Annotated in this window: 12 protein-coding genes; 9 read left to right on the top strand and 3 right to left on the bottom strand. The window is 51.8% G+C overall.

Annotation, left to right across the window (positions count from 1 at the left end; all coding sequences use genetic code 11):
• Positions 1-30 precede the first annotated feature (30 nt).
• The 7 genes from ADU23_RS13170 (at position 31) to trhA (ending at position 6,633) form a co-directional block, all read left to right on the top strand.
• Entirely contained in the window at positions 31-1,842 is a 1,812-nt protein-coding gene (locus tag ADU23_RS13170) for an FTR1 family protein (protein WP_082311084.1), read from the top strand.
• A 123-nt stretch (positions 1,843-1,965) separates the two neighbouring features.
• Positions 1,966-2,295, top strand: coding sequence for a LapA family protein (locus tag ADU23_RS13175; protein ID WP_053374158.1), 330 nt, complete (start codon positions 1,966-1,968; stop codon positions 2,293-2,295).
• Between the two features lie 25 nt (positions 2,296-2,320).
• Positions 2,321-3,241 (top strand): TRM11 family SAM-dependent methyltransferase, encoded by a 921-nt coding sequence (locus tag ADU23_RS13180; RefSeq protein WP_053374159.1) that lies wholly within the window; start codon positions 2,321-2,323, stop codon positions 3,239-3,241.
• 32 nt (positions 3,242-3,273) lie between these two features.
• Complete coding sequence (locus ADU23_RS13185; RefSeq protein ID WP_063845995.1) at positions 3,274-3,477, top strand: hypothetical protein; 204 nt, start codon at positions 3,274-3,276, stop codon at positions 3,475-3,477.
• Positions 3,478-3,659: 182 nt separating this feature from the next.
• Positions 3,660-5,117, top strand: coding sequence for a glycoside hydrolase family 26 protein (locus ADU23_RS13190; protein WP_053374161.1), 1,458 nt, complete (start codon positions 3,660-3,662; stop codon positions 5,115-5,117).
• 96 nt (positions 5,118-5,213) lie between these two features.
• On the top strand, positions 5,214-5,909 hold the full coding sequence (locus ADU23_RS13195; protein ID WP_053374162.1) for a lipase family protein: 696 nt from the start codon (positions 5,214-5,216) through the stop codon (positions 5,907-5,909).
• A gap of 79 nt (positions 5,910-5,988) precedes the next feature.
• Complete coding sequence (trhA, locus tag ADU23_RS13200) at positions 5,989-6,633, top strand: PAQR family membrane homeostasis protein TrhA (RefSeq protein ID WP_053374163.1); 645 nt, start codon at positions 5,989-5,991, stop codon at positions 6,631-6,633.
• A 118-nt stretch (positions 6,634-6,751) separates the two neighbouring features.
• On the opposite strand, the gene ADU23_RS13205 is transcribed toward trhA, so the two are convergent.
• Complete coding sequence (locus ADU23_RS13205; protein WP_053374164.1) at positions 6,752-7,564, bottom strand: lipase family protein; 813 nt, start codon at positions 7,562-7,564, stop codon at positions 6,752-6,754.
• Positions 7,565-7,714: 150 nt separating this feature from the next.
• On the opposite strand from ADU23_RS13205, the gene ADU23_RS13210 reads away from it, so the two are divergent.
• A complete protein-coding gene (locus ADU23_RS13210; protein WP_053377612.1) occupies positions 7,715-8,683 on the top strand; it encodes a Gfo/Idh/MocA family protein in 969 nt (322 codons plus the stop codon).
• A 71-nt stretch (positions 8,684-8,754) separates the two neighbouring features.
• On the opposite strand, the gene ADU23_RS13215 is transcribed toward ADU23_RS13210, so the two are convergent.
• Positions 8,755-9,939 (bottom strand): magnesium transporter CorA family protein, encoded by a 1,185-nt coding sequence (locus ADU23_RS13215; RefSeq protein WP_053374165.1) that lies wholly within the window; start codon positions 9,937-9,939, stop codon positions 8,755-8,757.
• Between the two features lie 255 nt (positions 9,940-10,194).
• Here ADU23_RS13215 and ADU23_RS13220 point away from each other — a divergent pair, with 255 nt between their 5' ends.
• Positions 10,195-10,749 (top strand): general stress protein, encoded by a 555-nt coding sequence (locus ADU23_RS13220; protein WP_053374166.1) that lies wholly within the window; start codon positions 10,195-10,197, stop codon positions 10,747-10,749.
• Positions 10,750-10,846: 97 nt separating this feature from the next.
• On the opposite strand, the gene ADU23_RS34220 is transcribed toward ADU23_RS13220, so the two are convergent.
• Positions 10,847-10,936 (bottom strand): IS3 family transposase (locus ADU23_RS34220; RefSeq protein ID WP_442950646.1); only part of this gene is annotated, 90 nt, incomplete at its 5' end.

The raw sequence follows: 10,936 nt of genomic DNA on the forward strand, positions 1-10,936 counted from the left end.
ATAGAAGTTTTATGACGAAAGGGGCGGACGATGATGTTCGCACAACCTAACAACGGTATGAAACGGCATGTATTACGTTTCTTCTCCGTTGTTTTTCTATTGATAATGGTAAGCAGTAGTGGATTGCACGCATATGCTGAGGGAGACCAAGCGGCCGAGCTGGATCGGCTTCTCCCGCTAGTCGGCAGTGCGCTTGTTGAGGTCGGGCAAGGCAAATGGGAGGAAGCTGCAGCGCATGTGGAGGAAGCTGCCGCAAAGTGGAAGCAGCTGGACCCGGCGGCGTCGAAGGAAGCCGCGGCTGTAGATTCCGCGCTAGCGGGAGCTGCTAAAGCGTTATCCGGATCTGCGGATGATTCAGATGCCGCGAAGGCTTCGTTATCGTCGCTGGCGAAGGCATTTAATAAATATGTGAAGAGCTTGCAGCCGGAAACGCCGCAGTTAACCGGTCAAGAGGCGGCGGTAAACATGCTGCCGCTTACGGAGCAGCTGCTGGCAAGCGTACAGGCTGGCGACTGGGAAAAGGCAAAGGCTGATTATCTGCAGTTGAACGCCAGCTGGCCGAAGGTCGAGCCTGCGGTTCGGGCGGATAATTCCAGCGTGTACGGTGGCATGGAGACGAAGATGAGCATGCTTCGGATCGCCGTGCAAGCCGAACCGCCGCGCGCAGAGCAAGCGAAGACGGAAGCGGCTGCGCTCATTCAATTAATTAATGATTACCGCGATGGTAAAGTTGCCGCTGCTCCGAAGGACTCGGGCCTGACGATTACGGATCAAGTCGAAATACTTAATCAAGCGCTGCGTGACGTTCAGCAGGGACATTTTACTGAGGCATCCGGTCAAATGGAAGCCTTTATCATGCAGTGGCCGGCGGTCGAGGGAACGGTTCGGCTGCGGTCCGCCACGCTGTACAATAGCATCGAGATTAGCATGGCAGAGGTAGGCGGATATTTGCTGTCCGATCCGCCTGCGGCAGGCAAGGCTGAGGAGCTGATTGGCAAGATGCTGGGCCAGCTTGAGCCGATGATGCAGGAGACGCGTTATACCGCTTGGGATGCGGGCATGATTTTGCTGCGCGAAGGGCTTGAAGCGATATTGGTCCTTGCCGCATTGCTGGCTTATTTGCAGCGTACGGGCAATCATGATAAGCGCAAATGGGTATGGTCCGGCGTATGGGTAGGGCTATTATTAAGCGGTATTATGGCCTTTGTGCTTACTTACGCGATTGCCCAGATTGCGGCCGGCAGCATGCGGGAGGCGATTGAAGGGATCGCAGGCTTGTTATCCGTCGTGCTGATGCTCACAGTCGGCAACTGGCTGCACAAAAAATCGAATATGAACAACTGGAATCAATATATCGATAAACAAATGGGCAGCGCGCTGGCGCGGGGCAGCCTGTGGTCGCTGTTCGCTGTATCGGGGCTGGCGATTTTCCGCGAGGGCGCGGAGACGACAATCTTTTATGTCGGAATGGCTCCTTCCATCGATCCGCTTCAGCTCGCGCTAGGCTTTGGCGTTACGTTCGTGCTGCTGCTCGCACTTGGCTTTGCCATAATCAAGTTCAGCAGCAAGCTACCGATTCGCCCATTCTTTCTAGTGGCTTCTGCGCTTATCTATTATTTGGTCATTCGTTTCCTAGGCGAGAGCATTCACTCGCTGCAGGTATCGGGATGGGTATCGTCGCATACAGCAGCGGGCTTGCCGACCATAGGGGCGCTTGGCGTCTATCCGACATGGGAAACAACGCTGCCGCAGCTGGCGGTGCTTGCGTACATTATCGTTAAAGTGTGCGTGACGCAGCTTCTCAAATCGGCGCCGGCGCGCAAGACAGCAAATGTAAAGTAATTGTGCAAAGGCAGGTGCCCATAAGCAGGCATCTGCTTTTTTGCGAGGCGAATTCCCTATTCGGCGATGATAGGCGAATCGATGGGGTTTATGGTATGATTTCTGGAAAAGGGAGGGAACGGAGTGAAGGGACAAGGCGTACTTATATCCGCGTTAGTGTTTGCGCTTCTTATTGCGATATTTGCTGTAATTAATGTCGATTCCGTACAGGTTAACTTTTTCTTTGCGAAGACGACGCTTCCGCTTATTCTCGTCATATTGGTATCGACGCTGCTTGGAGGCGTAACGGTAGGGCTGCTAGGCCTCATTCGCCAGATCCGCCTTCAGCGAACCGTAAAATCGTTGGAGAAGCAGCTGGCTTCCCTGACGGCTGAAGCAGAACGGCTTGGCATTTCCCCGTCAGTGCTGGGCTCTGAGCCGAAACAAGCGGAAGCAGCGCCGCAAGTCGACTAACACAACTTAGATAGCGAGGCCAATCATGTTTATTTATACGTATGCATGCCATGAGGATGAGGCAAACTTATGCCAGCTCGAGCTGCAAACGCTGTTTGGTTACGAGGACGTTTGCGGTGGAGCGATTAGCAGCCCCTATGAGCTGCCGGTCGATCGCAGCCCGTTCATGAAGCGGCGAATATCCGTAATGCTGGAAGCCAACAGCTTTGAGGAGCTTGCCTTGCAGCTTCCTGCCTTAGAGCTCGGAGGCAAAACGTTTAAAGTGTTGTTTACACCCGGCGATGAGTCATTTGCTTTTGAGGAGCAGCGCCAGCATGAGCGGGCAGCAGGCGCTGTAATTCGCGGCAAGGCGGATATGCGGAGAGCGGAATGTCTCTATGGCTTGACGAAGCTGAACGGACGCTGGTATTTCGGGCCGTGCGAGGAAAACGGCGCCGCTTGGCTGAAGCATCAGAGCAAGCCGCAAAACTATTCGACGGCGCTTCCGACAAGAGCGGCGAGAGCATTGGTTAATGTTGCGGCAGGGCCGGCCATTGGGCAGCTGCGGGTCATCGATCCGTGCTGCGGAATGGGCACGGTTCTAATCGAAGCGATGTCGATGGGCATCGACATAGAGGGCGTGGACCTTAATCCGCTTGCGGTGAGGGGCGCGCGCATCAATCTGGCCCATTTTGGTTATCCGGACCGGGTGAAGCTTGGCGATATGAGGCTGCTGGAAGGGCAATACGATGCGGCGATTGTAGATATGCCTTACAATTTATGCTCCGTGCTGCCGGAGGAAGAGCAGCTTGAAATGCTGCTAGCCATAAGGAAATGGGCGAAGCGGGCGGTTATTGTGACGACTGTTCCGATCGCCGCGCAGCTCGAGAAAGCATCCTGGCGGATAACGAAAAGCACAACCCTGAGTAAAGCCTCTTTTACCAGATATATAAGTGTAGTAGAATAAGAATTATGTAGCGCATGAAACGAGGTGAACCTATGTCTACAATTGATCAAAACCAATCCGAAGAGCAGCCGAAGCAGCTGACTCAAGCGGAGAAAGCGAAGCAACTGCTCGCTCAGAAGAAGCAAGCGAAAGCTGGCGGAGCTCCTGGCCAAACGCATCTTTCCACAGGGACGCAGGCACTGAAGAGCCAAAACACGAAGAAGGTAAACAATCAGCGTAAAAAAATGGGTGTATAGCTGCTGGAGTCGTTATTTTGGCCGCAGATATAGCAACGAAGAAGGGCGCCGGCTGGCAACAGCCAGGCGCTCTTTCTTTTGTCCAAAGGCAGTTTAGCGTCAGGTGGAATAACGACGGCCCAGATAGCAAATGCTGAGAGCAATAGACCGATTGTTTCTGTGTTGGAAGGAGAATAAAGGTGATGGAGCAATATACAGCTAGCCCAAGCAGCGCCGGACGTTCAAGGCGGAAGAGGTTATTCGTGTTTGTTTTTGTTATAGCAGCCTTGCTGCAAGCAGTTCCAAGCGTAGAAGGCGCGCCAGCGGACAGGCATTCCAGATTTGAAAGCCCTGAGCTTAAAGTCGCTCCTAAGGAGGATTGGACCGTTCACTTTATTCCATCTGAGCCGTCCTACAAGCTGGCTAATGCTGAGCCTGTGGAAGGCGTATACTTGGGTGCGTACGTCCTGCAGGATGCCGCAATAGGATACAGCATGCATGCTTTTAACGAGCGGACAGGCAAGCAGCACGCGAGCTTCTTCAAGTACGTCGGCTTCGGCAAGCCATTTCCTTCAGAATGGGTCGAGGAGGTGAAAGCGGTAGGCGCATTTCCGCATATTGCTTGGGAGCCGAATAAAGGGCTGGATGAGGTGAAGGACGCTGCTTACATTCGATCATTCGCGGAGCAGGCGAAGCAAGCGGGAGTTCCCGTCTTTTTGCGGTTTGCTTCTGAAATGAACGGCACATGGACGAATTACAGCGGCGATCCGGAAGCCTATAAGCGGTCCTGGCGGATGGTTCATAACCTATTTGCGGAGCATGCACCGAATGTGGTGATGGTATGGACGGTGCTTACCTTTCCGATGAGGACGATCGAGAGCTTTTATCCCGGCGATGCGTATGTGGATTGGGTTGGCGTGAATGTTTACAATGTGAAGTATCATAATGGCGACAAAGTTCATCAAGCAAGCGACGAGGATCCGCTTGATTTGATCAATTATGTATATAACCGTTTTAGCCGAACGAAGCCGATTCAGCTGTCTGAATTCGGGGTAACCCATTACAACACGACGGACGGACAAAAGGACAACAGCTTCGCGATTAATCGGATTTCCCGCTTATACCGCCACCTGCGGAATGACTACCCGAGAGTTAAAGCGGTCTTTTATTTTGACGTGAACAATGTAGAGGCCTATAATGAAGCGCGCAAGGTTAATGACTATTCGATAACAAGCGATCAGGAGCTGCTTGAGGCGTATCGGAAGGCTACGGAGTCGGAGCATTTTTTGAGCAAAATGCCGGATGCGCAGTCGCTGCCAAAAGAACCGGTCGAGCAGCGCTTCACGTACCGCGGTTATGTTTTCCGGGAGAACGGGATTACGTATGTGGATGAGCAATTTTTCTCGCGGGTGATGCAGCTGCAGGTGAAGCTGGGGCAGGATAGAAGCGGGGCACAAACCGCCCGTATTTTCCATAAGGACGGCACGATGGCTGCGATGGCACCTGTTAAGGTCATTCAACGTAAAATATGGACGGGGACAAAAACGAGAGATCAGCGGCTTATTTACCGAAATGTACAAGCATTGCCCCTAAAGCAAACAGCGAAAGGCATCGGATATGAGGTCAACCTATACGGGAATAACATTTATATACAAGAATGATTTCAGCAGCAAACCCACATAATGAATATACGATGATGCTTATTAAAAGCAAGGCTGTTTAACCTTTATTACGAAGGAATTACGGAGGGATTCGTTATGACGGCGACCAAACCATCACGAATGAGCATTTATTTGCTTGCCGGTGTGGCAACATCCAATAGTATTTTTACCGAATGCAAAATAAAGCTCGAAAAAATGTTCCAATCAGACGGAATCGAGCCAGCCATCCATGTCATCTTTCCATATGGGGATGCCAGCCGCAGCGTGGTTAGGCAGGTGCTTGAGGTGAAGAGCGACTTGTCCAACCGGCTTACGGCTGGACGTATCGGCGGGCAGCTAGCGCTCAGCAAAATCAAAGAAACGTTAACCAGCGAACGTCTGCTGCTGATCGGTCACAGCGGAGGCGGCGCGGCAGCTTACCAAGCGGCTAAGATGCTATATGAACAAGACAGCATCGAGGATTTTCGCATCGTGCAGGTCGGTTCGCCAAGAACGCCAATCGAGCCTAAGCTCCAGGACCGCGTCAGTTATTTTCATTCGATCGACAGCCTTGGCAAGCTGAACGATCCGATCAGCCGAATCGGAACATGGGGCGGCTGGAGCAGAACGGGATTTAAGGTGCCGAGGTGGAACCGCATGAAATATGCGCCTGGCTATGTGGAAGGCATTCCGATGGTCGGCGGGCATGCCGATTATTTTCGCCATACACAGGACTATACGGACCAAGAGGCTGTCTGCAATCTCGACAAAACCGTTGATCGCATGCGCGACTGGTTGAAAGGGTGGGTGTGATCCTTTACACTAAGGGGAGAGCAAACAGCGCTAAAATCATTTTTCAGCGATTGTTTGCCACTTAGGAGGTGAGTAGCCTATGGCGAATACCCATACGTACTCCAAGAAGGAAGAAATAGCGAATGCAATTACACATGGCATCGGCGCAGGGCTCAGCGTTGCAGCATTAGTTGTGCTTATCGTATTCGCGGCAACCAAAGGAACGCCCTTTCATGTCGTTAGCTTTACTATATATGGATCAGCGATGCTGCTGCTTTATTTGGCTTCCACACTCGTACATAGCTTTCCTGAGGGGAAGGCGAAGCGCGTGTTCGAATCGCTGGACCATTCCTTTATTTATGTATTTATTGCCGGCACCTATACGCCGATTCTATGCCATATCGTGCAGGGGAAGCTGGGCTGGGTGCTGTTTGGCATCGTCTGGGGAGCGGCCGTAGTCGGCGTTGCGTTCAAAGCGTTTTTCGCCTCGCGTTTCCTGTTCACATCAACCCTTGTATACATCGCAATGGGCTGGATTATCGTATTCGCATGGAAACCGTTGACCGCTCACCTTGCGCCAGGCGGCGTGCAGCTGCTCATTACCGGAGGTTTGCTGTATACGTTTGGTACCGTATTTTATATGTGGCGCAGCTTTCCGTATCACCATGCCGTATGGCATTTGTTTGTTCTGGGCGGGTCGATCGTCCATTTCTTCGCCATTTTGCTGTATGTGCTGCCGGCGTGACGAAGCCGCACCAAAATAGAAGCCTTATTCGAAAATAGTGAAGGCATATTATTCAACGTGAAGTTAGCTTCTTGGTGAATAATACGGCCTTCACTATTTTTATTTGGGCTAACATAGATTAAAGCTCAATCGCAGGGCACCAGCCCGGCGGCTCCGTGCATACGGTTAGAGCAAACTCGGGTTCTTCATTGACCAGATCAGCGAAATAGCTGGATAAGATGTGGTTGCCGGCGACGGAGCCCATCCGGAAGGACCGCTTCACCTCGCCCTTTACGTGCATGTAGTAATAGGTTTGTTTCGTATTTGGCGATTGATAGACGAGCGTAGGCAGATGAGGGACGATATCAAACTCGTTTTGAAAACGCCAATGCGTCGCGACGGCTGCGTTATAGCTGCTTGCAAACTTCGGATCGCCGACTCGCGGAGCGCCAAAAGTATATACGATAGGTGTAAACTCGGAATTGAGGGCCAGATCAATTGATGCCAGCGTAGCAAGCGCCCCTCCAAGGCTGTGGCCGGTAATGAATAACGGCCTATCCGGCGGCAGCTGCTTTAATATTTCGAAGATTTGAGTGCGGGCGGACATGTAAATGTCAGTGAAGCCTTTGTGGGTGAGGCCCGTATTTTTGACCGGACGATAAGTCGTCTGCTGAGCGATGAAATCCGATACCCAATCGACGGCCGAGCCGCTTCCGCGAAAAGCAAGCACAGACGCACGCTCCGAGGTCAGCACAAAGCCGAATCTCTCATCGCTGCTCTCATAGGCTCTTGCTGTGAATTCGCTTACTAAGCTATAGGTTCTTGGTACCAGAAACAGTCCGTCCTTGTTATTGTATTGCAGGTACGTTTGTCCGCAAACCGCAGCTAAAAATAGGGCAGTTCGAAGATCGAGTTGCTGCGTTGCAACCGTGTTTCTTGTTTTGGCTCTCATATCATCCCTCCGCTCATACCACTCCGGCCATACTGATGTTGTATTGTATGACGCTATGGGCGGATGGGTACCAGCGGATAGAAAATGGACTTTACGCTGCAGCTGCAAGTATAATCGGGGAGTAAACCCATTATGAAAGGGGATTCATATATGACACTTCAAATAGGTATTGTTGGGACAGGCTGGTTTGGAATGATGCACGCGGAGAAGCTGGCTAAGCTGCCTGGCGTTAAGGTAACGGCTTTCGTGGCCACGAATCAGCAAAAAGCGGATTTGGCAGCACGGCGCTTTGATGGTGCACGCGGTTATGAATCTATTCATCAAATGCTGGATGATCGGAAGCTTGATGCCGTTTATATTTGTGTGCCGCCGTTCGCGCACGGAGAAATCGAGAAAGCGCTGATTGAGCGCGGCATTCCTTTCCTGGTAGAGAAGCCGATTGGCGTAGACGAGCAGCTTCCTTCGGAGATTTTGCAAGGGATACAAGAGAAAAAGCTGATTACATCAGTAGGCTATCACTTCCGTTACATGGACGGAACAGACCGCGCTAAAGAGCTGCTGCGCGATCGGACGGCGCTCATGGCGCTAGGTTACTGGATGGGATCGATGCCGGGCGTGAGCTGGTGGCGCAAAATGGAAGGCTCCGGCGGGCAATTTGTCGAGCAAACGACCCATATCGTCGACTTGCTGAGATATACGGTAGGCGAAGTAAGCGAGGTATATGCCGCATATGGCGATCGTTTTATGAGCAGCGTGGAGGACGGCGTAACCGTGCCCGATGTTGGAACCGTTACCTTAAAGCTGGTTGGGGGCGCGGTGGCGACGATCAGCAATACATGCGCAATTCCTGCAGGTGACCGCGCTGGACTTCATATCTATACGAATAAAGGCGTGCTTGAGCTGACCCATGGCGGGCTGATCGATACGGAAGCAGGACGCAAGACGGAATATGCCAATGCATCCGATCCTTACGAGCGAGAGAACGAAGCTTTCCTTCATGCGCTTAAAACGGGCGATACTTCGCAAATTCGCTCAACCTATGCAGATGCTGTGCTAACGCATAACGTGACGATTGCAGCAAATGATTCTGCGCGCACAGGGCTGCCGGTGAAGCTGTAAAAAAGTAAAAAACCGTGCATCGAGGCTTTTGCCTTGGTGCACGGTTTTTTTTGAAAAAGAGAGAGATTGCATTACCTGCGTTTTCTTGCAGAGCGCGTATTCGCCTGAGGTTGCTCGGCAGCAGCCGAAGCGGCTTGCTCGGAACGGCTGGCTTTCGTGCGCTGCGATCTCTTGAGGCGCGTGGTCGAGCTGTCCGCGACAATTTCCTTCGGATTGCGCCCGTTTAGCAAATCGCCCGTCCAACCCTTCTTCCACAGCCATATATACATAAAGCCCGTAATGGCAGCAATCGCCGCTATCATCGCGGCAAAGCTCCATTTGTTTTCTTTAAAAGGAAGGTTCTCGAAGTTGACTCCCCAAATGCCGCCTATGATCGTAGCGGGAAGGAAGAGCACCGTAAAGATCGTCAGCGTCTTCATAATATCGTTGCCGCGAAAGTTTGAGATCGCGTCATCCATCGAAATGAGCGTATCAATCTCCAAAGCGTAGTGCTTCAGCAGCGCCTCGATTCGCTCAAGCTTATGTGAGATCCGCTTGAAGCTGTCCGTTTCAGTCAGCTCGTCCATAAAAGCTTCTTGAGCGGCGCTATGCACCTCTCTAACCGGAATGAACAGATGGCTCCAGTGCAGCAGATCGTACCGTCTCTCAAAAATAATATCGATAAGACCGGTGCGGTTTTCCCTGCGCATCGTCGTTTCAAGCTCGCCGAGCCGCGTCTCGAAGCCGTCGAGTCCGGCGTGGAAGGTGTCTAAAATGATGCTGATCATTATAAATAAGGCTTCTGGCGCCGTCTCGCAGCTTTCAAGCTTGGGCGTATGCTCAATGGCTTGCAGCCGCAGCGGGAGGCGCATATCCTCATGCATCGTAATCAGGCGTTTATCTGTCAGCCAGAAATGAAAGGGTTGAATGTCCGTTTGATCCTCTGATACTTGGAACATGACCGTTCCGTATAGCAGCTTCTCCGAGGTGGATGCATCGCCAACCGATATATTATTAGTCCGTCTTCCCGCGCATTCGTCAATCCAGGAAGCGCACTCCGGATAAAGCTTCTTTAACTCATCCGTTTGCGATACCGCTTCATCCTGCTCCATTTTTGAAATGGCTTTGACGGCTCTTCGCTCTTCGTGTGAAGCTGATGTTTGTTTATTCGCATCTTTTCTGCTTGGCAAGGGTTCTTTCCTTACGGCTTCGCCCCTTGCTTGCTGCAGCACATGCCATTCCCATCCTGCGGGATAGCGAAGCATCCGATGGATCATCGCTTTGCCTCCTGCTTGTCCGATTTTCCAATATCTATTTCTCCATCATACCGCGAACTGCAGGCTTGCACAACCTGCCAAGCGGATTAGACAAAACCTTTACATGCACGTGCCTTAATCCGACACGATCCGACTTATTCCGCATAAAACAGGGCATACCAACATTAGCTTGTATCATAAGACGATTTAAGTGTGCCAAGCAGCTGCATTCCAATTCACTTTTTGCATTTGCAAAGTCATTTAGGAGGAGAAAACATGGCAAAAAAAATAGGCGTATTCGACACAGAGCAGCAAGCGATAACGGCTATAGAGCAGCTTGAGCAAGCAGGGTTCGTAAAAAGCGAGCTTAAGGTGCTGGCGAAGGATTCCTATCATTCCCGGCGCGTCGAAGCAGAGAGCAACGTTCATGTGGATGAGCTTAGCGAGCTTGAGGATATGCCGGATCGCCAAGGGCTCGGCAGCCTAGGCATGGCTGCTGCATCGGGATTTGGCGGAGCAGGCGTCAATGCCGTGTATGGCATAACAGGCTATGGTTCAGCGCCCTATATTGCGGGCGGCTATCCCTTTGCGGCAGCAATGCTGCTGGGTGACGACGAACATAGCGACACGCTGCAGGCGCTTGGGCTGGATGGCGATGAAGTAAAGCTATGCAGTGACGCTCTGCAAAGCGGCTCGCTAATCGTTATCGTAGAGACGGATGAGAGCAAGTCATTGTTCGATAAGGACGGCGGCCCCGATTTGTCGAGGTTAGGCGCAGCGGAAGCCGTGTTTCGCGCATGCAGCGCTTCGTCCATAGCGGACGGAGCGTAAGTATCTGCATACCAGCCAACAAGCATAAAAGAAGCCTCGTGAACGGCGCAGGGGACTGACCCCATTTATGAGACAGGGATCAAAACACCTTTCAAGTTTAAACGGCCAGTCGCCTGTAATCAATCGGCGACTGGTTCTTTAGTTTCGTTTGAATACGAATTGCGTTATAGTAAGTGATGTAGTCTCG

It is taken from the genome of Paenibacillus sp. FJAT-27812 (assembly GCF_001273905.1).
In the GTDB taxonomy this organism is placed as follows: domain Bacteria; phylum Bacillota; class Bacilli; order Paenibacillales; family Paenibacillaceae; genus Pristimantibacillus.

Coding starts and splice junctions, on each gene's coding strand:
- ADU23_RS13180 (WP_053374159.1), top strand. CDS start 2,321: ATGTTTATTTATACGTATGCATGCCATGAGGATGAGGCAAACTTATGC.
- ADU23_RS13215 (WP_053374165.1), bottom strand. CDS start 9,939: ATGATCCATCGGATGCTTCGCTATCCCGCAGGATGGGAATGGCATGTG.
- ADU23_RS13190 (WP_053374161.1), top strand. CDS start 3,660: ATGGAGCAATATACAGCTAGCCCAAGCAGCGCCGGACGTTCAAGGCGG.
- ADU23_RS13220 (WP_053374166.1), top strand. CDS start 10,195: ATGGCAAAAAAAATAGGCGTATTCGACACAGAGCAGCAAGCGATAACG.
- trhA (WP_053374163.1), top strand. CDS start 5,989: ATGGCGAATACCCATACGTACTCCAAGAAGGAAGAAATAGCGAATGCA.
- ADU23_RS13170 (WP_082311084.1), top strand. CDS start 31: ATGATGTTCGCACAACCTAACAACGGTATGAAACGGCATGTATTACGT.
- ADU23_RS13210 (WP_053377612.1), top strand. CDS start 7,715: ATGACACTTCAAATAGGTATTGTTGGGACAGGCTGGTTTGGAATGATG.
- ADU23_RS13185 (WP_063845995.1), top strand. CDS start 3,274: ATGTCTACAATTGATCAAAACCAATCCGAAGAGCAGCCGAAGCAGCTG.
- ADU23_RS13195 (WP_053374162.1), top strand. CDS start 5,214: ATGACGGCGACCAAACCATCACGAATGAGCATTTATTTGCTTGCCGGT.
- ADU23_RS13205 (WP_053374164.1), bottom strand. CDS start 7,564: ATGAGAGCCAAAACAAGAAACACGGTTGCAACGCAGCAACTCGATCTT.